19 protein-coding genes are annotated in these 22,634 nt (G+C 60.6%); 11 read left to right on the top strand and 8 right to left on the bottom strand.

All coding sequences use genetic code 11. The annotated features are described in order from the left end of the window. Window positions 1-220: 220 nt before the first annotated feature. The 3 genes from rplM (at window position 221) to argC (ending at window position 2,262) form a co-directional block, all read left to right on the top strand. The gene (gene rplM, locus WD767_19810) at window positions 221-685 is read left to right on the top strand and encodes a 50S ribosomal protein L13 (GenBank protein ID MEX2618337.1); all 465 of its coding nucleotides are present in this window, start codon (window positions 221-223) and stop codon (window positions 683-685) included. A gap of 2 nt (window positions 686-687) precedes the next feature. After that, entirely contained in the window at window positions 688-1,236 is a 549-nt protein-coding gene (rpsI, locus tag WD767_19805; GenBank protein ID MEX2618336.1) for a 30S ribosomal protein S9, read from the top strand. A gap of 75 nt (window positions 1,237-1,311) precedes the next feature. After that, window positions 1,312-2,262, top strand: a complete 951-nt coding sequence (gene argC / locus WD767_19800) for an N-acetyl-gamma-glutamyl-phosphate reductase (GenBank protein ID MEX2618335.1) — start codon at window positions 1,312-1,314, stop codon at window positions 2,260-2,262. A 9-nt stretch (window positions 2,263-2,271) separates the two neighbouring features. Here argC and fdhF read toward each other — a convergent pair whose 3' ends face one another. The 3 genes from fdhF to WD767_19785 are packed head-to-tail and all read right to left on the bottom strand — an operon-like array spanning window position 2,272 to window position 8,456. Beyond that, entirely contained in the window at window positions 2,272-5,040 is a 2,769-nt protein-coding gene (gene fdhF / locus WD767_19795) for a formate dehydrogenase subunit alpha (GenBank protein ID MEX2618334.1), read from the bottom strand. After that, a complete protein-coding gene (locus WD767_19790; protein MEX2618333.1) occupies window positions 5,037-6,740 on the bottom strand; it encodes an NAD(P)H-dependent oxidoreductase subunit E in 1,704 nt (567 codons plus the stop codon). Before WD767_19790 ends, fdhF begins: the two co-directional genes overlap by 4 nt. Before the next feature lie 39 nt (window positions 6,741-6,779). After that, a complete protein-coding gene (locus WD767_19785) occupies window positions 6,780-8,456 on the bottom strand; it encodes a formate--tetrahydrofolate ligase (protein ID MEX2618332.1) in 1,677 nt (558 codons plus the stop codon). Window positions 8,457-8,511: 55 nt separating this feature from the next. On the opposite strand from WD767_19785, the gene WD767_19780 reads away from it, so the two are divergent. The 3 genes from WD767_19780 (at window position 8,512) to WD767_19770 (ending at window position 10,979) form a co-directional block, all read left to right on the top strand. After that, window positions 8,512-9,480, top strand: coding sequence for an alpha/beta fold hydrolase (locus tag WD767_19780; protein MEX2618331.1), 969 nt, complete (start codon window positions 8,512-8,514; stop codon window positions 9,478-9,480). Window positions 9,481-9,524: 44 nt separating this feature from the next. Further along, window positions 9,525-10,262 (top strand): dienelactone hydrolase family protein, encoded by a 738-nt coding sequence (locus WD767_19775; protein ID MEX2618330.1) that lies wholly within the window; start codon window positions 9,525-9,527, stop codon window positions 10,260-10,262. A gap of 150 nt (window positions 10,263-10,412) precedes the next feature. After that, the gene (locus WD767_19770; GenBank protein ID MEX2618329.1) at window positions 10,413-10,979 is read left to right on the top strand and encodes a cysteine dioxygenase family protein; all 567 of its coding nucleotides are present in this window, start codon (window positions 10,413-10,415) and stop codon (window positions 10,977-10,979) included. 7 nt (window positions 10,980-10,986) lie between these two features. Here WD767_19770 and WD767_19765 read toward each other — a convergent pair whose 3' ends face one another. Together WD767_19765 and WD767_19760 are read right to left on the bottom strand one after the other, a co-directional pair. Further along, a complete protein-coding gene (locus WD767_19765) occupies window positions 10,987-11,937 on the bottom strand; it encodes a D-2-hydroxyacid dehydrogenase family protein (GenBank protein MEX2618328.1) in 951 nt (316 codons plus the stop codon). Between the two features lie 68 nt (window positions 11,938-12,005). Continuing rightward, window positions 12,006-13,067 (bottom strand): D-2-hydroxyacid dehydrogenase, encoded by a 1,062-nt coding sequence (locus tag WD767_19760; protein MEX2618327.1) that lies wholly within the window; start codon window positions 13,065-13,067, stop codon window positions 12,006-12,008. A gap of 252 nt (window positions 13,068-13,319) precedes the next feature. On the opposite strand from WD767_19760, the gene WD767_19755 reads away from it, so the two are divergent. From WD767_19755 to WD767_19735, 5 genes are all read left to right on the top strand, one after another. After that, window positions 13,320-14,063, top strand: a complete 744-nt coding sequence (locus WD767_19755) for a hypothetical protein (GenBank protein ID MEX2618326.1) — start codon at window positions 13,320-13,322, stop codon at window positions 14,061-14,063. 2 nt (window positions 14,064-14,065) lie between these two features. Beyond that, a complete protein-coding gene (locus WD767_19750) occupies window positions 14,066-16,996 on the top strand; it encodes a molybdopterin-dependent oxidoreductase (GenBank protein MEX2618325.1) in 2,931 nt (976 codons plus the stop codon). 85 nt (window positions 16,997-17,081) lie between these two features. Next, window positions 17,082-17,756 carry a 3-oxoacid CoA-transferase subunit A gene (locus WD767_19745; GenBank protein ID MEX2618324.1) on the top strand — a complete coding sequence of 225 codons (675 nt, stop codon included), beginning with the start codon at window positions 17,082-17,084 and terminating at the stop codon, window positions 17,754-17,756. A 17-nt stretch (window positions 17,757-17,773) separates the two neighbouring features. After that, window positions 17,774-18,445, top strand: a complete 672-nt coding sequence (locus WD767_19740; GenBank protein ID MEX2618323.1) for a 3-oxoacid CoA-transferase subunit B — start codon at window positions 17,774-17,776, stop codon at window positions 18,443-18,445. A gap of 21 nt (window positions 18,446-18,466) precedes the next feature. Then, window positions 18,467-19,642, top strand: coding sequence for a CoA transferase (locus WD767_19735; protein MEX2618322.1), 1,176 nt, complete (start codon window positions 18,467-18,469; stop codon window positions 19,640-19,642). 58 nt (window positions 19,643-19,700) lie between these two features. Here the strand turns inward: WD767_19735 and WD767_19730 are convergent, their stop codons facing one another. The 3 genes from WD767_19730 to WD767_19720 are packed head-to-tail and all read right to left on the bottom strand — an operon-like array spanning window position 19,701 to window position 22,621. Beyond that, complete coding sequence (locus WD767_19730) at window positions 19,701-20,735, bottom strand: dipeptide ABC transporter ATP-binding protein (protein ID MEX2618321.1); 1,035 nt, start codon at window positions 20,733-20,735, stop codon at window positions 19,701-19,703. Beyond that, window positions 20,725-21,714, bottom strand: coding sequence for an ABC transporter ATP-binding protein (locus WD767_19725; GenBank protein MEX2618320.1), 990 nt, complete (start codon window positions 21,712-21,714; stop codon window positions 20,725-20,727). The genes WD767_19730 and WD767_19725 overlap by 11 nt, the downstream gene beginning before the upstream one ends. Then, window positions 21,707-22,621: an ABC transporter permease gene (locus tag WD767_19720; protein MEX2618319.1), complete on the bottom strand. Its 915-nt coding sequence runs from the start codon at window positions 22,619-22,621 to the stop codon at window positions 21,707-21,709. Before WD767_19720 ends, WD767_19725 begins: the two co-directional genes overlap by 8 nt. Between the last annotated feature and the right edge of the window lie 13 nt (window positions 22,622-22,634).

Raw genomic sequence — 22,634 nt, 5'->3', positions numbered from 1 at the left:
TGCCGAAATCCCATAAGGCCATTATTTTATGGACTTAATTTAACGGTATTATAATACCGTTAAATAACTATATGATTTAGTGATATTAATTCATGATTATTCTTATTGACTGTCCAATCGTTTCTGACATACTCCGCGCCCGTTCGCGACGGATGTCATGAAGGACAACTTGAATGGTCCCGGTAGTGGCGCGGATCGCAGTCAGAGGAAAATCGAGGCCATGAAAACATATTCAATGAAGCCTGCCGACGTGCAGAAAAAATGGCTTGTCGTCGATGCCGACGGGGTCGTTCTGGGCCGCATGGCGGCGGAGATTGCCAAAATCCTGCGCGGCAAACACCGTCCGTACTTCACTCCCCATGTGGATTGCGGCGACAATGTCATCGTGATCAATGCCGAAAAAGTGCATCTCACGGGCAAGAAGCTTTCGGACAAGGTTTACTACCGGCATACCGGTTATCCCGGCGGCATCAAATCCCGGACTGCCGGCGATATCCTGTCGGGCAAGCAGCCGGAGAACGTTATTCTCAAGGCCGTGGAAAGAATGCTGCCGAAGAACAAGCTGGCGCGCCAGCAAATGTCCAACTTGCGCGTATACGCCGGCGGCGAGCATCCGCACGAAGCGCAGAATCCGGAAATCCTGGACGTGGCGTCGATGAATGAAAAGAACAAGCGGAGTGCATGACAATGGCTGAACAGAACGATAAGGGCACGGGCGGCGCCGAACGGCGACCCGAATCGATACGCAGTCTTGCGGATCTCGGCGCCGCGACGGGCGTTGCCCCGACGGACGAGCCGGCAGCCGTATCCGCCGATACGGCAGATCCCATCGAAGCGCGGGTCGATGCGCAGGGACGGTCCTATGCGACGGGCAAGCGTAAAAATGCGGTGGCGCGGGTTTGGATCAAACCGGGCGCGGGGCGCATCGTTGTCAATGGCCGCACGATCGAAACCTATTTTGCGCGGCCGGTCCTGCGGATGATGATCAACCAGCCCTTTTCGGCGGTAAATCGCGACGGGCAGTATGACGTAATGTGTACGGTGACCGGCGGCGGGCTATCAGGTCAGGCCGGCGCTGTTCGCCATGGAATCAGCAAGGCGCTGACGGTGTTCGAGCCGGGATTGCGCCCGACCCTGAAGGCGGGCGGCTTCCTGACACGCGACTCGCGCGTTGTTGAGCGCAAGAAGTATGGCCGGGCGAAAGCGCGACGTAGCTTCCAGTTCTCCAAACGTTAATCCCGGGGTTTCGGGTCGTTGTTCAGATCGGGCGCCTCTTCGGGGCGTCCGATTTTTTTTATGGAGGGTATCGAAATGGTATCGACGGTTTTCATCGACGGTGAAGTGGGAACGACAGGGCTGCAGATTCACGCGCGGCTCAAGGATCGCAGCGATATCAAACTGCTGCATCTTTCGGAATCGGAACGGAAGGATTCCGCCCGACGTCGCGAAGCGCTCAATGATGCCGACCTGTCCATACTTTGTCTTCCCGACCCTGCGGCGCGCGAAGCGGTTGCCCTGGTCGACAATCCGAACGCCCGGCTGATTGATGCCAGCACGGCGCATCGTGTGGCGGATGACTGGATCTTCGGCTTCTCTGAACATTCGGAGAAACAACGCGCGGCGATTGCGGCCGCCAGGCGGGTCAGCAATCCCGGATGTTATGCCGTGACCAGCATCGCGATGCTGCACCCGCTGGTTTCAAGCGGAATACTGGCCGCGGATACACCGATTACGATCAATGCCGTATCCGGTTACAGCGGCGGCGGCAAGGGCATGATTGCCTCTTACGAGGATTCGACAGCCGCGAATTACACAACCGCGCCCTTCAATGTTTACGGGCTGACGCTGGAACACAAGCATGTACCGGAAATCCAGCGGTATTCCGGGCTGACGAAGCGTCCGCTCTTCGTGCCGAGCGTGGGGCGTTACCGTCAGGGCATGATCGTGCAGGTGCCGCTGCAATTATGGGCGCTGGCGAACAGACCGACCCCGTCGGATATTCACCGGACGCTGACAGCGCATTATGCCGGTTGCCGGTTTGTATCGGTGGTTCCCCTGGCGGAAAGCGCGAAGATGACCGGGTTGGAACCGGAAGGCCTGAACGATACCAATCTGCTTCGCCTGCATGTCTTCGGCAACGAAGGTTGCGAGCAGGCGGTCGTGATGGGGCTCATCGACAATCTCGGCAAGGGCGCGTCGGGCATGGCCGTGCAGAACATGAACATCATGCTCGGTCTGCCGGAAGATACCGGTCTCGTCTGAACGTGATGGTCAGTCGGCGGCGTCCGCCCCGGCGGCGCTGCTGATTCTGGCGGCACAGTATTTGAACTCGGGAATCTTGCCGAACGGATCCAGTTGCGGATTGGTCAGGACGTTTGCCGGGGCTTCCGCGTAGCAGAAGGGCACGAAGATCATGCCTTCCGGTATCGCGCCGTCGACACGCGCCTTCAGTTCGATCGCGCCGCGCCGTGTTTCAACGCGGATCATGTCTCCCGCCTTCAGGCCCAGACGGAACAGGTCACGGGAAGACAACTGCGCGACGGCTTCCGGCTCCAGGTGGTCCAGGATCTGGCTGCGCCTGGTCATTGCCCCGGTATGCCAGTGTTCGAGTTGCCGTCCCGTGCTCAGCACCATGGGGAATTCGTCGTCGGGCACTTCGCCCGGCGGGATGATGCTGGCGGGCACCAGTCTGCCGCGGCCGTCTGCGGTCGGGAAGCCATCGCCAAAGACGATTTCGTTGCCGGGAACATCCGGTCCGTCGACGGGGTAGGTGACGGCGCTTTCGCGTTCCAGCCTTTCCCAGGTGATATTGTCCAGCGAGCCCATGACCAGCTTCATTTCGGCAAAGACTTCACGGGGGTGGCTGTAGTTCCAGTCGAGCCCGATATGACGGGCGACTTCCTGCACGATCCACCAATCCGCCCGGGCCTCCCCCGGCAGGTCCAGGGCGCGACGACCCATCTGCACCTGGCGGTTTGTATTGGTCACGGTGCCGTCTTTCTCCGGCCAGGCCGATGCGGGCAGAACGACATCGGCATGGAAGGCGGTTTCCGTCAGGAAGAGGTCCTGGACAACCAGGCATTCCAGCTTCGCGAGTGCGGCCCGGGCATGGTCCGCATCGGGGTCGGACATCGCGGGGTTTTCGCCCATGATATACATGCCCTTGATCACGTCGTTATGGACCGCATCCATGATTTCGACCACGGTCAGGCCGCGGTTGGGGTCCAGTGGCGTGCCCCAGGCATCCTCGAACCGTTTGCGCACATCTTCCAAGCCGACCGGCTGGTAATCGGGATACATGATCGGGATCAGCCCGGCATCGGAAGCGCCCTGAACATTATTCTGGCCCCGTAGCGGATGCAGGCCGGTACCGGGCCGTCCGACCTGCCCGGTAATCAGCGACAGGGCGATCAGGCAACGCGCATTGTCCGTGCCATGGATGTGCTGCGAAATGCCCATACCCCAGAAAATGATCGCCGATTCCGCGCGCGCATAAGTGCGTGCGACCGTCCGCAGGGTTTCCGCGTCAACACCGCAGATTTCCGACATCGCCTCGGGGGTGAAGTCGACGATATGGGCCTTGAGCTGTTCGAATCCTTCCGTCTGGGATTCCACATACTGCCGGTCGTATAGCTCTTCGGTGATGATCACGTTCAGCAGGGCGTTCAGCATCGCGACATCCGACCCCGGCTTGAACTGCAACATATGCGTTGCCTGTTTCCGCAATGCCTGGCCGCGAGGGTCCATGACGATAAGCTTCGCGCCGCGTTTGGCGGCCTGTTTGAAGAATGTTGCGGCCACGGGGTGATTTTCCGTCGGATTGGCGCCGATGACAATGATGACCTCGGAATCCTCGCACGCGGTAAACGGCGCAGTCACCGCGCCGGAGCCGATGCCTTCGATCAGGGCCGCGACCGACGAGGCATGGCACAGCCGGGTGCAGTGATCGACATTGTTGGTGCCAAAACCGGTCCGGATCAGTTTCTGGAACAGGTAAGCTTCCTCGTTGGAGCCCTTCGCGGAACCGAAACCGGCCATGGCGCTGGGGCCGTCGCGGTCGAGGATCGTCCGCAGTCCGGAACCGGCCCGTTCAAGCGCCTCGTCCCAGGTCGCCTCGCGGAAATGCGTCCACGGATTGGCCGGATCGATATCCATATCGGCGGATTTGGGCGCGTCGTCGCGGCGGATCATCGGTTTGGTCAGGCGGTGGGGGTGTTTCACGTAGTCGAAGCCGAACCGCCCCTTCACGCATAGCCTGTTTTCGTTTGCCGGACCCGTACGGCCCTGCACGGCGACAATTTCGTTGCCTTTGATCTGATAGGTGAGCTGGCAGCCGACGCCGCAATAGGGGCAGACGCTATCGACTTCGCGCAACGCATCCGTCCTGCCGACGCCATTTTCATCGAGCAGCGCGGATTCCATCAGCGCGCCGGTCGGGCAGGCCTGCACACATTCGCCGCAGGCGACACAGGTGCTGTTGCCCATGGGATCGTCAAAGTCGAACACGACCTTGCTGCCATGGCCGCGATAGGCCATGCCGATAACATCGTTCACCTGGACCTCACGGCAGGCGCGGACGCAGAGATTGCAATGGATGCAGGCGTCCAGATTGACGGCCATCGCCATATGGCTTGAATCGGGAGCGACCCGCCCGTGGGCGGGCAGGCGGCTGTCGGCCACCTCGACCTTGTCCGCCCAGTTCCAGAACTTGGATTGCCGGTCATGCGCCACCTCGCGGGCCGGTTGGTCCGCAACGAGCATTTCGAAAACCATCTTGCGGGCGTTCCTGGCCCTGTCGGAGGCCGTATTGACCTTCATGCCATCCGTCGGCGTCCGTATGCACGACGGCGCGAGCACCCGTTCGCCCTCGATTTCCACCATGCAGGCGCGACAGTTGCCGTCGGCGCGATAGCCCGGTTCCGGCGTATAGCACAGATGTGGAATTTCAATGCCAAGACGTTGCGAAACCTGCCAGATCGTTTCGCCCGGCTGCGCTTCGACAGTCGCGTCATTGAGCGTAAAGGTAACGGCGTCACTCATATCACTTCCTCGGGGAAATGCTTCAGGACAGAAAACACGGGGTTCGCGGCGGCCTGGCCCAGGCCGCAGATCGAGGCATCCGCCATGGCGCGGCCGACTTCATTCAGCAGCCCCGCATCCCACTTCGGATTATTCATCAGGGCCACGACCTTTTCGGTACCGACGCGGCACGGCGTGCATTGTCCGCAGCTTTCATCTTCAAAGAACCGCATCAGGTTTCGCGCCACATCACCCATATTGTCCTTGTCGGACAGGATGACAACCGCATGCGAACCGACGAAGCAGCCTTCGGATTCCAGCTTGCCGAATTCGAGTGGCAGGTCACCCTTTGCCGCGGGCAGTATACCGCCTGAGGCGCCGCCGGGCAGGTAGGCCTTGAACGTATGCCCTTCCGCCATGCCGCCGCAATATTCGTCGATCAGTTCGCGAACGGTAATGCCCGCCGGCGCCAGCTTCACGCCCGGCTGCGCGACCCTGCCGGAAACCGAAAAGCTGCGCATGCCTTTGCCGCCGTTGCGGCCGTGGTCGGCAAACCAGCCAGGCCCCTTTTCCAGGATATCCCGAATCCAGAACAGGGTTTCGATATTGTTGACCAGTGTCGGACGGCCGAAAAGGCCGACCTGCGCGACATAGGGCGGGCGATGGCGGGGAAGGCCGCGCTTGCCTTCGATACTTTCGATCATCGCGGATTCTTCGCCGCAGATATAGGCGCCTGCGCCACGGCGAAGTTCAACGAAGCCCTCGGGCGCCAGGCCGGCGGCGGCCAGTTTCGGCAACTCCGCCAAAAGCAGTGCGCGGATCTGCGGATATTCGTCGCGCAGATAGATGTAGCTTCGATCCGCTTCGACAGCCCAGGCCGCGATGAGCATGCCTTCCAGAAATCGGTGCGGGTCCGTTTCCAGGTAGTGGCGGTCCTTGAAGGTGCCTGGCTCGCCTTCGTCGCCATTTACGGTGAGATAGCGCGGTTTCGCGCCGGCGCGGACAAACTGCCATTTGCGTCCGGTTGGGAATCCGGCGCCGCCCATACCCCGCAGACCTGAATCGTCCATTGTTGCCAGAACACTTTCGACGGTACGCTGCCCGTCCAGACAGGCCCGCAGCAGGGCGTATCCGCCGTCGGCGCAATAGGCTTCGAAATTGCGATACGCCGGCATAGCGGGATGAAAATGGCGGGCGGTTACGACCGCGTCGACCGATTCAGGCGTTGCATTGACAACATGGTTGTGACCGACTTCCGCGACCGGGGCGCTGTCGCAACGCCCCATGCACGGCGCGGGGACAACCCGGACCGACCCGGCGTATTTATCGCCAAGCGTCTCGAGAAGCGCCTGCGCGCCCAACAATTCACAGGTCAGGCTGTCGCAAACCCGGATGGTGATTTCCGAGGGCCGCGTTTCGTCATCCTGTACGATATCGAAATGCGCGTAAAAAGACGCAACCTCATACACTTCGGCCATCGGCAGGTTCATCTCGCTGGCCAGCGCGACGAGATGGGCCGAGGGCAGACAGCCCTGCGAATCCTGGATCAGGTGCAGGTATTCGATGAGGAGGTCGCGGTCCCGTGGTCGTCCCGCGAGCAGCGATCGAACTTCGTCCTGCACCGCGGGATCGACCTGCCGGCCTTTCGGGTGCAATCTGGTTTTACCGCGACCGCGCCCGGGATGTTGCCGTTTTCTTATTGTTGATACCGTATCTGTCATCATACTCCGCCTGTTTACTGATCTAGAGGGGAAACAGGCTTAGAACAGGCCTTCTATATCGCCATTGTCGTTCACATAGATACTGTTCGCGGCGGGGACGCGCGGCAAACCGGGCATTGTCATGATCGATCCGCAGATCGCGACCAGGAATTCGGCCCCGGCGGAAAGCCGTACCTCGCGGACGGGAACGGTGAACCCGGACGGCGCGCCTTTCAGGTCCGGATTGGACGAGAAACTGTACTGCGTCTTCGCCATACAGACCGGGAAGTTGCCGTAACCTTCCTTTTCATACTGCGCAATCTGGTTCAGTACCGCGGAATCAGCCGTTGCGTCATCGGCGCCGTAAATATCCTTCACAATTGTGCGGATCTTCTCCCACAGCGGCAGTTCCGCGCTGTACAGGGGCTTGAAACTGGCTGAACCGCCTTCGGCAATCTCGGCAACTTTGGCGGCGATCGCTTCCGTACCCTTGCCACCGTCGGCCCAGTGGGAGTTCACGAAACACTCGACGCCCAGCGACTTGCAGTACTCCATGACGACGTCCATTTCCGCGTCCGTATCGGCGATGAACTGGTTGATGCCGACAATCGCGGGAACACCGAACTTCTGAACGTTGCTCACATGCCGGCCAAGATTTTCCAGACCTTTGCGGACCGCGTCGGTATTTTCGGTGTTGAGGTCCGCCCGGGCAACGCCGCCATGCATCTTCAGGGCGCGAACGGTCGCCACGATGACGGCCGCCGCCGGCTTCAGGCCCGCCTTGCGGCATTTGATATCGAAAAACTTTTCGGCCCCAAGGTCGGCGCCGAAACCGGCTTCGGTGACGACGTAGTCCGCCAGTTTCAGGGCGGTCGTGGTTGCCAGGACCGTATTGCAGCCATGGGCGATATTCGCGAACGGACCGCCATGGATAAAGGCCGGATTGTTTTCCAGCGTTTGCACCAGGTTCGGCATCAGCGCGTCTTTGAGCAGCGTCGTCATCGGACCCTGTCCATGCACGTCTTTGGCGAATATCGGCTTCCGGTCGCCGGTGTATCCGATGACGATCCTGGACAGCCGCTCCTGCAGATCCTTCAGGTTCAGGGCGAGACAGAAGATGGCCATGACTTCGGATGCGACGGTGATGTCGAAACCGGTCTGGCGCGGGAAACCGTTGGCGACCCCACCCAGCGAGGTGACAACGTCACGCAGCGCGCGCTCGTTCATATCCATGACGCGCCGCCATGTGATGCGCCGTGCGTCGATGCCCAGTTCGTTGCCCCAATAGATGTGGTTGTCAATCAGCGCCGACAGCAGGTTGTGGGCGGTGCCGATGGCATGAAGGTCGCCGGTGAAATGCAGATTGATGTCTTCCATCGGGACGACCTGGGCGTAGCCGCCGCCCGCGGCGCCGCCCTTCATCCCAAAACAGGGGCCGAGGCTCGGTTCGCGCAGGCAGACAATGGTTTTCTTACCGATACGATTCAGGCCGTCGGCAAGTCCGACCGAGGTCGTGGTCTTGCCTTCGCCCGCCGGCGTCGGTGTGATGGCGGTGACGAGAATCAGCTTGCCGTCGGGCTTGTCCTTCAGAGTGTTGATGTAATCAAAGGAGACTTTGGCCTTGTAGGGGCCGTAACGGAAGAGGTCATCATCTGGTATCCCAAGGCGCTTGCCGATTTCCTGAATCGGCAGCATTTTTGCTTCACGCGCAATTTCTATATCGCTCTTGGGAGCCATTCCGTCCCCTCCTTTGTGGATGTTTAGCGCACCGGGCGGCACGCTCGCTGGTTGTTTGCTTGATTTTGACGATTTCCGAGTACTTTACCAAATAATTTTGCGTTACGGTATCGCCAAGGGTATCTGCGTTGTTTCCAAAAGCCGTTGCCGGGTTAATATCACGCGTGACCGCGCAGTGAACGCGATTTCTTATCCTGTGCAGAAAATGACGGCTATTTTCGGAGTTTGGGGGGATTCGATGAAGTGGATTGAGGTGAACGGAGTCAGCCTGCGCTACGAGCTTAGCGGACAGGGCAGCGAGACGCTCGTGCTGATTCACGAGCTCGGTGGCGCACTCGAAAGCTGGGACGACGTGCTTCCTGAATTGCAAAAGCAATTTCGCGTATTGCGTTATGACCAGCGTGGTTTCGGGCTGTCCGAGAAGGCCAAGGGGACACTGGCGCTGGATACGATGGCGGACGATCTCGCGGCCCTGCTGGATGGTTTGGGGATTTCGGCGCCCTGCCATGTCACGGGGTTGGCGCTCGGCGCCGCGATTGCTCTCGGCTTTGCCGCGCGGTTCCCCGCACGGGTGAGTAAACTGGCGATCAGCAGTCCCGCCACAGGAGTTTCGAAGGACAGGTGTGCCCAGGTTCTGGAGCGGGCGGACGCAGTCGAGCGCGACGGCATGCGTGCGCAGGTGCAATCCAGTCTCGACCGGTCCTATCCCGAAGTATTGCGTGGAAACCGCGAGCGCTACGAACTCTACCGGTTGCGCTGGCTGGCGAATGACCCGTCCGGCTTTGCCGCGATCAACCGGATGCTGGCTGATATGGATATGACCGGTGACTACGGCAAAATTACCTGTCCGACGCTGGTAATTTCCGCCAGGCATGACCTGCTGCGCCCGCCCGCGATGATCGAACCGATCGCCCGCGCCATTCCGGGCGCCCGATATGTTGAAACGGAGTCCGGCCATTTCATGGCGGTTCAGACGCCGGAACTGTGGCTTGAGACCGTGCTGCCATTTCTGACAGAAGCCTGATCCAAAACCGTCAATAAAAGATCACGACTAGGGGAGACGATAATATGGCACTAATCGAACAGCATGTTACCATTCCAACGCAATTCGGCGAGGCGCCGGGCTTTACCGCCGTTCCGGACGAACCGGGGCATTTTCCGGCAATTATATTCTACATGGATGCGCCAGGTTATCGCGAGGAACTGCTCAACCATGTTCGCCGTATTGCGAAGCAGGGCTATTTCTGCGTCATTTTCGACATGTATTACCGGCTGGGGACGGTGCGCTTCAATCTGCCGCGCCGCGATGACGGCATGTCGGGCGTTATCCGCGCTTCGATGAACCATCTGACGATCCAGCGGGTTGTGGAAGATACCGGTGCGGTTCTTGCCTTTATCGACGCGCAGGCCAAGGCATCGCCGGGAAAGGTCGGCGCTGTCGGGCATTGCATGAGCGGCCAGCACGTCACGGCCGCGGCGGCGCGGTATCCGACACGAATCGCCTGCGGCGCGTCGCTGTACAGCGTGAAGATGGTGACGGATGCCGAAGATTCGCCGCACAGGCTGCTGAACGATACTGCGGGCGAACTGTTCTATTCCTTCGCGGAAGTTGACCAGAGCGTGCCGGAGGAGGAATACGAGGCATTCGTGAAGGCGCTGAAGGCAAGTTCCGCAAAGTATATTCTGGAGCGGCCGAAAGGTACCCATCACGGCTACATGTTTGCCCAGCGGGCGGTCTATAATCCGGTAGAGTCTGAAGGTGCCTGGGGCAAGATTTTTGCCCTGTTCGACCGAAACCTGAAATAGCGCCCACCGGGGAAGCGGCTACCGCGCCGCTTTCCCGGCTGTTGCTTCGCTGCCGCAGGCCGGAGATGCCGATTGACAGACGCTTTGCGCTCGACGAAGCGACTGCGGCACGAGTGCCCCGACAACCCAGTTCTGAATGGAGGGAATGCCTTGCCTGCCTATTCAATCGCCGCCCTGGTCAGGGATCTCAGGGAAATCGTCGCGGCCCATGATGATCCCCGGGCGGTTCTCCGGAAAGCGGCGCCGCTGGCCGGCCGATTGAAGGACGACAGGGACTGGATAAAGCCTGAATACTATGAATGCAGCGAGGAACAGGGATTCGGCATCACAATCCTGCATGAGGAATCCGACCATACTTTGCTGGTCGAAGTGATCGCCTGGCTGCCCGGACGCGGCGTGAAACCGCATGATCATCAGACATGGGGAATCGTGGTCGGACTGGACGGGCGGGAAACCAACGTGAACTGGTTGCGCCGCGATGACGGGTCGAAGCCGGGTTTTGCCGACATCCATGCGAACCACGAAGTAGTCGTCGAGCCGGGCGACATCGCGGTTTTCATGCCGGACGACATTCACAGCGTGCGCAATGACGGCGACACAACGACCCTGTCACTGCATATCTATGGCAGGAGCCTGGCCCATACGGCGCGCTCGGAATTCGACCCGGAAACGAAAACCGTCAAGCCCTGCCCCCGGCGGAAACGCAAGGCCGCCTGAACGGTCGTCAGGTCATGACCCGGATCGGATTGCCGTCCAGCCAGGCCATGACATTTTCCAGGCAATCATGGTAGCGGGCGGCGAAGTTTTCCTTTGTGCGTCCGCCAAGATGTGGCGTCAGGACCGTATTCGGCACGCTGCGAAGCGGGTGATTGTCGGGCAGGGGCTCTTCATCGAAGACGTCCAGGCCGGCCCCTGCGATAACCCCGGTTTTCAGGGCTTCGACGAGCGCGGTTTCATCCACGATGGGGCCGCGCGAGGTGTTGATCAGATAGGCGGTCGGTTTCATCATGGCCAGTTCCGGCGCGCCGATAAGGCCGCGGTAGCGCGGCCCGAGTACAAGATGGATGCTGACGACATCCGATTGTCGAAACAGATCCTCCCGTGATACCCGGCTGACGCCGATTTCATTACAGCGCGCATCGGTAAGGTTCTGGCTCCACGCAATCACGTTCATCTGAAGCGCCTTTCCGACCGCCGCAACGCCCGATCCCAGGTCGCCAAGGCCCAGGACGCCCAGCGTTTTGCCGGTGAGGCCAAGCGGCAGGTCGACGCCCCATTCACCGTCGCGGATGCCGCGATCTTCCGCCGGGATCCGCTTGAATAGGGACAGGATCAGCCCCCATGCCAGTTCAACGGTGGCGTTGGCGAAGCCGTATCCGGTGCCGCAGACCGTGACGCCGTGTTCTGCAAGCGCCGCCATGTCGAACGCGGCATTGCGCGTTGCGTGGGTCACCAGGAGCTTGAGATTGGGCAACTGTTCGACAAGCGCCCGGTCGAACCGGGTTTCTTCCCGTGCGGCGACGACGACGTCATAGGGGGCGAGGCGCGCCGCGGCGGGGGCGCCGCTGGCAAGGAAATCGGTATAGAAATCAACGGAATGACTGGACGCCAGCTGGCTCCAGTCGGCGCTGTCCCGCGCCAGGTTCTTGTAATCGTTGATAACGGCGATACGCATGATGCATTGGTCCTGAATAATGCAGTCCGGCTTTTTTCCAGTCTCAGTAATTCGGAAACAGACGCAAGTCAGTAAGTGCGCTCCCAGTCGATGACATTACGCAGCGGCCGCCCCTTCAGGTAATCGTCAAGATATTCGCAAAACAGGTCGATGCCCTTGTGCATATTGACGTCGGTGGCGTTCGAAACATGGGGCGTGATGAGAACCCTGGGATGCTTCCACATTCGGTCCGACGGTAATCCTTCGAATTCGCCAACGTAAACATCCAGCGCCGCGCCGCGCAAATGACCTGAATCCAAGGCGTCCAGCATCGCGTTCTCGTCGATGATTTCACCCCGCGCCACATTGACGAGTGTGGTATCGGGTTTCATGGCGGCAAAGGCTTCGGCGTCCAGCAGGTTTGTGGTTTCCGGTGTCCAGTGACAACAGACAAAGACAAACTCGCTTTGGGCGAGCAGTTCATGCAAGTCGCTGGCGGGATGGAGTGCCGAAAATCCGTCCGCAAGCCGTTCTCCCGCGGCGGGAGCCGTTCGTTTCGTGCCGACGACATTCATCCCGAGCGCATGGCAAAGCCGCCCGACTTCGCGGCCGATACCCCCGGCGCCGATAACGCAGGCGGTCTTGCCCCGGATCATGCGCCCCCGGTACTTGGCGAATTCGAAGTTTCCGGAGGCGCGGTCCGCCTCGGCATGATTGAAATCCCTGGCGAAATACATCATGCCGGCAATGGCCCACTCGGCAATCGGCTCCGCATTGGCGAGGCCGCGGGACGTTGTCACCGTCACGTCGCTGCCCCACAGGTCGCAATCGAGCAGATTGCTGGCGCCGGCGGGGCGCTGGTGCAGCCATTTCAGCTTTGGTGAACGGGACCGGATATCGAAAGGGAAGGGAAAGCTCGCCAGAATAATTTCCGCATCCGCCAGCAAGGCGTCGCGTTCCGCGCGGGTACCCTTTCCGTTGGAGCCATTAGCGACATAGCGGCTTGTGGCGTATCGGGACCAGGTTTCCCGGTATTCCCCATCGAACCAGCCGCCGGCGTCAACCAGTTCCACGGCGGGATCGACTGCCTCGATCTTTCTCTTGTCGCTGTCGTTCAGCCGTATAATGCTGAGGATCTTTACTTTTTTCATCGTTGTCGCCCCTGGCTTTTCCTTGGATTATTCCCGTTTCCCCCGTAACCGAGGTTGTCGGTCTGATTTCCTGTTTTCAATTATAGGGGTTGCGGAGCGAGATCGTAACCGGCGGACGGCGGCGTTGAGGAATTCGGGCAGTGTTCACTGGAACCGGGGGCGTGACCTTCGGCAGCCGACGGAATACGATATCCCGCAAGTCGGCAAAAGGGGTTGAGGATGTTGAGCGGTTGGGCCGGGCAACGGTCTGTCTTGGCGGTAGGTTGTACAGTGCTGTTCATCGCGGTGATTTATGCCGGGCAGCCTTTTCTGGCGTCGGCCTGGCAGACGGCCGGCAGCGTCGGGCTTTACTGGGTGGGTGTCGCCGGTGCGGCAATGCTGTTTGTGCCAGCGGCATATGCCTTCGTGAAACGCGGCGGCAATGCCGTCATGCCGCGTCGATGGCTGGTTGCCCATATCGTGGCGGGCGTTTCCGGCGCCGTTCTGGTGACGATTCACGGCGCCGGCGGCTGGACGCGGCCGCCGGCAATACTGGTCCTGCTTGTCTATTTCCTGATTATTCAGGGCGCCTGGGCGCGGAGCATCGGGTCGGCAAAACTGGCGCGTGTCATGGCCTCGCGCAGTTCGGCACTGCGCGCCGAACGTCCCGTCGACAAGGTGGCGCTGCGCCGCATTCTCGACGCGAAAACGAAACTGTTGAAACAGCTCGATCCCGCAGCCGATGAAGCGCTGTTTTCACCGAACCGTTCCCATTGGTTTCGGCACCCTTTTTTGACCTTCGCTTATGTCCGGCTGTCGCATCGTGAAGCGATAGCCGTCGGGGCGCGCGGTACGGTCGGGCGCGACCTAGGCAACTGGCGGCGGCTGCACTTGCTCGCGGCCGGACTATTGATCGGCGGCATCGCGGTTCATGTGATCACGGTGACGTTTTTCGCTGGATATGTCGCCGATGGCGGCCCGATAACCTGGTGGCATCTTGCCGCATGGGGCGGGTGACAATGGCTGAACTTGACGAAAATCCGGGGCGGCTCGCGCTGCTGATCGACCTGGAGCGCTGCACCGGCTGCAAGAGTTGCGAAGCCGCCTGCAAGCAGGCCCATGGCCTGGGCCCTTCTGTGAACCGGAACAAGGTCGTCTGGTTGCAGGGGACGGACGCTGCCGCACTGGAATTCCTGCCGACCATGTGCCAGCACTGCGAACGCCCCGCCTGTCTGCGGGCCTGCCCCGTCAGTCCGAAAGCGATTGGCAAGGACCCGGTCAGCGGTATCGTCAGCCTGGATGACGACCGGTGCACGGGATGCGGTGAATGCGTTCTGGCCTGTCCGTATGGTGCGATGGGGTTCGATGCCGCCGATCATCATGCCGTGAAATGCGACCTGTGCGTATCGTATCGCGGGGAAGGCGAGACGACAGCCTGCGCCTCGGTATGTCCGGGCATGGCGATTCGCTTTGGCGAACGCGATACGCTGGTTGCCGAAGCCCGGGCGGCGGGGCGAATAATCCGCGATACGGACGATTATCTGCTGGGGCCGGGGACAGTCTATCTGGAGCCGCTGCGCACGCGGGAAACAACGCTGCAAACCGTTGCGATGACTCTGCCGGGGACCTGGCAGGGCGCGGCGCGGCCGGCGGATACGGAATTTCCCTATGGCGAGACGGCGGATGCACGGGCGGCGGATCGCGTCGAACCCGGCGGCTGCAATATCTGCTTCAACGCCTGTTCGCTGAATTACCATTTCAAGGGCGACAAGCTGGTCAGGATAACCGGGAACGACAAGGATCCCGTGCTCGCGGGGCGAATTTGCCCGAAATCGCAGATGACCCTGCAGATTTATAACGATCCGGGCCGGCTGATGTATCCGCAGAAGCGGGTTGGCGCGCGCGGGGAATCGCGATTCGAACGGATCAGCTGGGAACAGGCGCTGGACGAAATTGCCGAAAAGATGCGGGCGATCCGCGAGGAATGGGGGACGGAGGCCGTTGCGCTGTTTGCGGGAACGCGGTCCGGGGTGATGACATCCCGAGCCTATGTTCCGCTGTTTGCAAAATTATGGGGGACGCCGAACGCCGGCAGCACCGAAGCGCTCTGCTCTTCCGGCAAGGCGATTGCCTATTCACTGACGCAGGGCGTGGTGCTGATTCCCAACAGCTATACGCCGGATGATATCGGCAGCGCCGGCATGTACCTGTTCATTGGCGACAATCAGGCGGAAACGCGGCCGGTCTATTTCGGCATGGTCAATGACTGGCGGATAAGGAACGGCGCCAGGATGGTGACCGTCGACCCCCGGTTTACGGTCACGGCGAGCAAGTCGGATAAATGGCTCGGTATTCGTTCCGGCACCGACATGGCGCTCGGCCTGGCCCTGATCCATCATATTTTCAGCAACGAACTGCATGACAGCGATTTCTGTGCGCGCTGGATCGAAGGATGGGAACGCTGGCGCGATTACATCTTGGAGCGCGGCTATACGCCGGAATGGGCGGCGGAAATTACCGATATTCCCGCGGCGGATATCAGGCAACTGGCGGAGGATATCGCGGCGGCGGATGGCTGCATGATCTTCGGCAGCCGGGGACTGAACCAGCATAGCAATGGGGTGCAGACAAATCGGGTGTTCATGTTTCTGGCGGCCTGTACAGGGAACTGGGCGCGGCGCGGCGGCGGCTTTTTCAATATGGCGTCCGGGTCGTCGATGAGCCCGGAACTGCCGGAAAGTCGCCGTGCGCCGGTTGAAAAGCCGATGGTCCGGCGCAACCCAGCCGGCTGGATCGACGCGATGCGCGACGGCAAGCCCTATCCTATCAAGGCTCTGCTGGCGGGCAATAACCCTATGTCGCACTGGCCCGGCCAGGACGATGCGCGTGCGGCGATGCTGGCGCTGGATCTCGTGGTGCACATGGATCTGTATGAGAACGAGACATCGGCCTATGCGGATTATCTGCTGCCGGTCGCGACCGGGATCGAACGGGGCGGCGTCAATCGCGGCAATGACGACAGGCGTGTGGTCTGGAACGAAAAGCTGATCGATCCGCCCGGTGAGGCGAAATCGGACGGGTGGATCTGGGTCGAATTGGGCAAACGGTTCGGCTTCGACGACGTCCTGAAAGAGGAATTCAAGGAGCCTGCTGTATTCTGGGATCACATGTGCGCCCGCAGCGACGATTTGCGCGGCTGCACGACGGATATGTTGCGCGCCTCGCCATACCGCTGGCGACGCTATCCGCTGCCCCGCGCGGATTCGCCGGAACTGGAGACGCTCTTTCTGGAAGAATCCTTGCGCGGCAATGAAAAGCGCTTTCCGACGCCAAGCGGACGACTGGAATTCTGGACAGAACCAATGGCGGAGAAATTCGCGAAGCTCGGCCTGCCGATACTGCCGGAATTCTTCAGCGAGCGGGAACAGCTTATCGACCTGCCGTATCTGGAACTTCTGGCGACAGATGCCGAAATGGGGGTGCTGTCGCCCTTCGCCGCGGCGACGGGCGCGTCGACTGCCAGAATTGTCAGCACGAACGCGGCGGGGCCTGGCGCGAAGCTGCGCGATCAGGGTTTTGATATGGAACTCGTCACCGGCCGCGCGGCGGCCCCGCATTTCCACAGCTGGACCCATTACGCCTGGCAGGCCCAGGAGATGTGGGCGGACATGTATGTTCAACTGCATCCGGAACGCGGCGGCGAATTGAAAATCGCTGACGGCGACCGCGTTCGGGTCACCACGGCGCATGGTTCGGTTGAGGCGGTCGCGTGGCTGACCCCGGGTATCCGCAAGAGCGCGGCATATGTACCGATCGGCTGGGGCGAACGGCAACCGCATAATCCCTGGAAGTCGGTAAACTTCCTGACGGACCGCATGCAGCGCGATGCCATTTCGGATCAGGTCAACCTGAAGACGCTGTTATGCAAGGTAGAACCGGTGGCTATTTGAGTTCGATAGCGCATTGGCTATTGGTTGCGCGCGGTCAAGGTCGCTAACATGCGGGCGATTGAATTTCAGAGGCAGAACAAAACAGATGATAGACAAGCGTGTGGCGACCGTGGAACAGGCGTTGGAAGGGTTGATCGACGGCTGCTCCATCATGGTGAGCGGATTTGGCGGGGCCGGACTGCCTATTGCGCTGGTGCGGGCGCTGGAACGGACCAGTGCGCGCAACCTGACCCTGATCCTCAACAGTATTCGCTTCATCGAATACACGGCGCCATCGCTGTTTTCCGATGAACGGGTCACCAGGGCGATCTGTTCCGCCGCCAGAAGTCCGGGCAAGGAGCCGGGCATCTACGAACGACAGATACAAAGCGGCGCGCTGGCACTGGAACTGGTGCCGCAGGGCAGTTTTGCGGAGCGATTGCGTGCCGGGGGCGCGGGAATTCCGGCGTTCTACACGCCGACAGGGGTCGGTACGAAACTGGCGGAAGGCAAGGAATCCCGCGTGTTCAATGGCCGGGAATGCCTGATGGAAACGGCATTGACGGCGGATTTCGCGCTGTTGCGCGGCCATGTCGCGGACCGTTGGGGCAACGTGGCCTTCCGGGGCCTGCAAGCGAATTTCGGCCCCTCCATGGCGATGGCGGCAAAAACCTCGGTGGTTGAAGTGACGAGCCTGCAGGATGAGGCCCTGCCGCCGAACGGCGCGGATATATCGGGTATCTTCGTTAACCGCGTTATCCAGTTGCCGGACGGACGCTAGGAATTCTGGAGAAAATAATGACACCATTGAACAGAAACCAGATTGCCTGGCGCGCCGCGCAGGGCCTCCGCGAAGGCTGGTATGTGAATCTCGGCATGGGCATGCCGGTTCTCGCGGCCAATTATGCACCCAAGGATGCTGACATCATTTTTCAATCCGAAAACGGCATTGTCGGCGTCGGTCCCGTTGCCGAACCGGGAAAAGAAGATCTGGATTTTGTCGATGCGGGGAGCCAGAAAATCACATTGCGCGAAGGCGCTTCCCTGGTCGATTCGGCGATGGCTTTCGCCATGATCCGCGGCGGCCATATCGACGTTACCCTTCTCGGCGGCTTTCAGGTTTCGTCGAGCGGCAACCTTGCAAACTGGGACGCCATGATTCCCAACAAGGGCCCACTTGTCGGCGGCGCGATGGACCTGGCGGTCGGCGCAAAATCGGTCTGGGTCGTCATGGCGCATGTGACGCGCGACGGTGAACCCCGGCTGGTGGAAAAATGCAGCTATCCTGAAACCGGGATTGGCGTCGTCGACTGGATCTATACCGATCATGCTGTTGTCGAGGTGACGCCTGGCGGTTTTCTGGTCCACGAAATCATCGAAGGCCTGTCCCGGGACGGCCTGCAGGAACTGACGGCAGCGCCGCTTTCCTTCGCGCCGGATTGCCGCGTTCTTGACGTGCCGGCGCTTTAGTCGGGAAATGGACCGGACATCATGCAGGCATTGAGCGGTATCCGGGTCCTGGACCTGACCCAGATTTACCAGGGCCCCTATGCGGCGTTCCTGATGGCCATGGCCGGCGCCGAGGTGGTCAAGGTGGAACCGCATGACGGCGACAGGATCCGGCGGCAGGGCGAAAAGACGCCGATGGCATTCGCGATGCTCAATTCCAACAAGAAGAGCGTGACGATCGACCTGAAGACGCCGCGCGGCAAGGAAATCCTGAAGGATATGGCAAGGAAGGCCGATGTCCTGCTGGAGAATTTTGCCCCGGGAACGATGGATCGGCTGGGTCTGGGCTGGTCGGTCATGCGGGAAATCAATCCGCGGCTGATTTATGCATCCGCCACGGGTTATGGACTGTCCGGACCGGACCGGGACCAGCTTGCCATGGATCACACCATCCAGGCGGCCTGCGGTCTGATGAGTATCACCGGTGAAGCGGGCGGTCCGCCGGCGCGGGCGGGCGGTACGCCGATAGACATCATGGGAGGGATCCACATGTATGCCGGCGTGTTGCAGGCGCTGTTCGGCCGTCATGCAACAGGCAAGGGGACACTGGTGGAAACCGCGATGATAGAAGCGATGTATTTCACCCTCAGCAGCGAATTCACCGCCTACCATAATACCGGAAAACTGTCGCCGCGCCGGGGCGACAAGACGCCCTCCATCACCACACCCTATGGACGATACCGCTGCAGCGATGGCTGGATCGCCATGATGTGCGTCGCGGAAACGCATTGGGACCGGGTCCTGCAGGTTATCGGACGCGAGGATCTGAGGGGGGACCCGGACTACGAAGGAAATTTCAAGCGGCACGATCGGGAAGCCGAAATAAACGAAATGATCGAAGCCTGGACCAAGGTCCATAGCCGCGACGAAGCATTCGGCAAAATGCGGGATGCCAAGATACCCGTTGCGCCAATCCGGAATATTGCCGATGTGCGTAATGACCCGCATATGCACGCACGCGGCATGCTGGTGAACCGCACCCATCCCGAACTGGGCGAGATCGTCCTGCCGACGTCGCCGATCCGGTTGTCGGAATACGACTCCAGTGACCTCGAATTTTTTCCGGAAATCGGCCAGGATAACAGTTCGGTTTTCGCGGACTGGCTTGGCATGGAAGAAAGCGAAATCGCCGCGCTGTCCGAGGAAGGCGTTATCTGACGAAGAAATGAGGGAACAGCGGCAATGGCGCAAGGCCTGCAGCCCGTAATCGACGGCCTTAAGACTTCGCCGACGTATCGTCTTCCGGAAAATAGCAGGCTGTCATCTGTCCGCCGGCGCGTTCCAGCGGCGGTGCTTCGCCGGCGCATATTTCCTGCGCCTTCCAGCAGCGGTTTCGAAACCGGCAACCTGACGGCGGGTTGGCGGGGCTCGGCACCTCGCCCTTGAGAATAATCCGCCGATGCTTTTTCCGGGCGGATGAAAAATCGAGTGACGGCTCGGCCGAAAGCAGGGCCTTGGTATACGGGTGACGCGGGTGATTATAGACCTCGTCCTCGGTCCCGATTTCAACAATCCGGCCCAGATACATGACGGCCACGCGATGCGACATGTGCCGTACGACCGAAAGGTCATGGGCGATGAAGACATAGGCGATGCCCATGCGTTCCTGAATTTCCATCAGCAGGTTGATGACCTGCGCCTGTACCGAAACATCGAGCGCGGAAACCGGCTCGTCGCAGATCAATACTTCGGGTTCCAGTGCGATGGCGCGGGCGATGCCGATGCGCTGGCGCTGCCCGCCGGAAAATTCATGCGGATACCGCTCCGCATGTTCTCGGCGCAGTCCGACGCTTTCAAGCAGGCTCCTGACCCGGTCGCGACGCTCCGCCGGCGGCAGGGCGCCGGGGTGAATGACCCAGGGTTCGCCAATGATCTCCGCCACCGTCATGCGCGGATTCAGCGACGCATAGGGGTCCTGGAAGATGACCTGGAGGCGCCGGCGGATTTCTTTCAGTTCGTGCGGCGGGGCCTTGAAGATATCCTGACCGCGAAACATGGCGCTGCCATCGGTCGGCTCTTCAAGCCGCAACAATGTCCGGGCGACCGTTGATTTGCCACATCCGCTTTCGCCGACCAGCCCGAGGGTCTCGCCGGGACGAAGCGCAAAACTGACGCCATCCACGGCCTTGACGACGCCGGTATTCCGTCTGAACGAAAGGCCGCTCCCGACCGGGAAATACTTGACCAGATTACGGACTTCCAGAATTGGCGTATCGTCGCCCGCACCTGTCGTCGCGGCATTATCCATCATTAAACACCTGGTCAGCATGGTGACATTCCGCGACGCGCCCCGCGGCTACGGCGATACCGGGCGGCGTTTCCTGCCGGCAGATATCGGTGGCGAACCGGCAGCGGGGATTGAAGGCGCATCCTTTCGGAATTCGGGCGAGATCCGGCGGTGAGCCGATAATGGGACGCAGCTTTGTGCCCTTTCCGCGCGCCTGGGGCACGGAATCGAGCAGGGCGAGGGTATAGGCATGTCCGGGCCGGCTTAATACATCGGAGACCGGCCCGCTCTCGACGACGCGACCGGCATACATGACGGCCACATAGTCGGCGACATCGGCAACAACGCCAAGGTCATGGGTAATCAGGATCATCGACATGTCCGATTCCTGCCGCAGACCTTCCAGCAATTCCATGATCTGCGCCTGGACCGTCACGTCGAGCGCGGTTGTCGGTTCGTCGGCAATCAGCAGGTCCGGTCCCAGGGCAATCGCCATGGCGATCATGACACGCTGCCGCATGCCGCCCGAAAACTGATGGGTGTAATCCCTGGCTCTGGTTGCGGGATCCGGTATGCCCACGCGTTCCAGCAGTTCAACCGCACGGGCATCGGCTTCCCTGCCGGACGCAACGCCGTGCGTGCGGAACAGTTCCGCGATCTGCCAGCCGACGCTGAAGACAGGATTGAGCGATGTCAACGCATCCTGAAATACCATGGCGACGTCACGGCCGCAGTATTCCCGCCATTTCTCAAGGGGCATGGACAGGACATCCAGTCCCTTGAAGCGGACCGTTCCTCCCGTGACATAGGCGGGGGGACTTTGCAGAAGCCGCATGACCGCGGATGCGGTCACACTCTTTCCCGACCCGCTTTCGCCCAGAATGGCGGCAGTTTCGCCCGCGTTCACCTGAAAGGACGCGCCATTGACCGCATGGACTGTTTCCCGACCGCTGCGAAACTGGATCCGAAGGTCATCGACTTTCAGGACTGGGGCGTCACTCATTGCTGTTTCTCGGTGTTTCGAGGCGCCATCTCTGCTCCGGATCGCTGACGATTCGTAGCCAGTTGGACAGAATATTACCGGATAGCGTCGCCAGCATGATGGCGAGTCCCGGGAAGAAGGCGAGCCACCAGGCCTGACTCAGGTAATTCCGACCCTGCGCAACCATGAGGCCCCAGGTGATTTCCGGCGGCTGGATACCAATTCCGAGAAAGCTGAGGCTCGACTCGGCCAGCATCACAATCGAAAAATCGACGGTCAGGATTGTCAGTAGCGTCGGTGCGACGACCGGCGCTATATGGCGCCGCAGGATGTGATAGTTGCTGCCGCCCAGTGCGTTCGCGGCATCCACGAAGACCCGTTCACGGATTTCCAGGACTTCGGCCCGGGTAACGCGCAGGTAGATCGGCATACGCGTTATCGCCAGGACGATAATCAGGTTGGTGACGCTTGGCTCGAGCACATACAGAACGACAACCGCCAGCAACAGCGAAGGAAAACTCTGGAGGATGTCGGCGAACCGCATGATGACGTGACCGACGCCGCGCCCGATATACCCGGCAATCATACCCAGGATGCCGCCGGCGATCATGGCGAGCACCACGGAGCAGAGAGCGACCGTCAGTGTGTTCCGGGAGGCGACGATCAGCCGGGCAAGCATGCTGCGGCCCAGAGCATCGCCACCCAGAAGCATCAGCCACCCATGCTCCAACGAGCCCGGCGGCAGGTTGCGGGCGCGCAGATTGAGCGTCGTCGCGGCCTTGCCGAACAATTCGGGGCCGATCAGGAAGCAGGCAAAAAGGATCAGGAGCCAGATTGCGGCGACAAAAGCGAACCTGTCGCGCATCAGCAGTCGCCACCACGGCACGCCGCGCCGGATGATTAATGCTTCCTGTTCCGCCGTTGTCATGCCGTCTTTGCTC

This window comes from Alphaproteobacteria bacterium, from assembly GCA_040905865.1.
Taxonomy (GTDB): Bacteria; Pseudomonadota; Alphaproteobacteria; order UBA8366.
The sequence above is the reverse complement of the archived record's forward strand: the minus strand, read 5'-3'. Positions and strand labels throughout refer to the sequence as shown.

What these genes read in the sequence shown, in the direction of transcription:
- rplM (MEX2618337.1), top strand. Translation starts at nt 221, where the DNA reads ATGAAAACATATTCAATGAAGCCTGCCGACGTGCAGAAAAAATGGCTT.
- rpsI (MEX2618336.1), top strand. Translation starts at nt 688, where the DNA reads ATGGCTGAACAGAACGATAAGGGCACGGGCGGCGCCGAACGGCGACCC.
- argC (MEX2618335.1), top strand. Translation starts at nt 1,312, where the DNA reads ATGGTATCGACGGTTTTCATCGACGGTGAAGTGGGAACGACAGGGCTG.
- fdhF (MEX2618334.1), bottom strand. Translation starts at nt 5,040, where the DNA reads ATGAGTGACGCCGTTACCTTTACGCTCAATGACGCGACTGTCGAAGCG.
- WD767_19790 (MEX2618333.1), bottom strand. Translation starts at nt 6,740, where the DNA reads ATGACAGATACGGTATCAACAATAAGAAAACGGCAACATCCCGGGCGC.
- WD767_19785 (MEX2618332.1), bottom strand. Translation starts at nt 8,456, where the DNA reads ATGGCTCCCAAGAGCGATATAGAAATTGCGCGTGAAGCAAAAATGCTG.
- WD767_19775 (MEX2618330.1), top strand. Translation starts at nt 9,525, where the DNA reads ATGGCACTAATCGAACAGCATGTTACCATTCCAACGCAATTCGGCGAG.
- WD767_19765 (MEX2618328.1), bottom strand. Translation starts at nt 11,937, where the DNA reads ATGCGTATCGCCGTTATCAACGATTACAAGAACCTGGCGCGGGACAGC.
- WD767_19760 (MEX2618327.1), bottom strand. Translation starts at nt 13,067, where the DNA reads ATGAAAAAAGTAAAGATCCTCAGCATTATACGGCTGAACGACAGCGAC.
- WD767_19750 (MEX2618325.1), top strand. Translation starts at nt 14,066, where the DNA reads ATGGCTGAACTTGACGAAAATCCGGGGCGGCTCGCGCTGCTGATCGAC.
- WD767_19745 (MEX2618324.1), top strand. Translation starts at nt 17,082, where the DNA reads ATGATAGACAAGCGTGTGGCGACCGTGGAACAGGCGTTGGAAGGGTTG.
- WD767_19740 (MEX2618323.1), top strand. Translation starts at nt 17,774, where the DNA reads ATGACACCATTGAACAGAAACCAGATTGCCTGGCGCGCCGCGCAGGGC.
- WD767_19735 (MEX2618322.1), top strand. Translation starts at nt 18,467, where the DNA reads ATGCAGGCATTGAGCGGTATCCGGGTCCTGGACCTGACCCAGATTTAC.
- WD767_19730 (MEX2618321.1), bottom strand. Translation starts at nt 20,735, where the DNA reads ATGATGGATAATGCCGCGACGACAGGTGCGGGCGACGATACGCCAATT.
- WD767_19725 (MEX2618320.1), bottom strand. Translation starts at nt 21,714, where the DNA reads ATGAGTGACGCCCCAGTCCTGAAAGTCGATGACCTTCGGATCCAGTTT.
- WD767_19720 (MEX2618319.1), bottom strand. Translation starts at nt 22,621, where the DNA reads ATGACAACGGCGGAACAGGAAGCATTAATCATCCGGCGCGGCGTGCCG.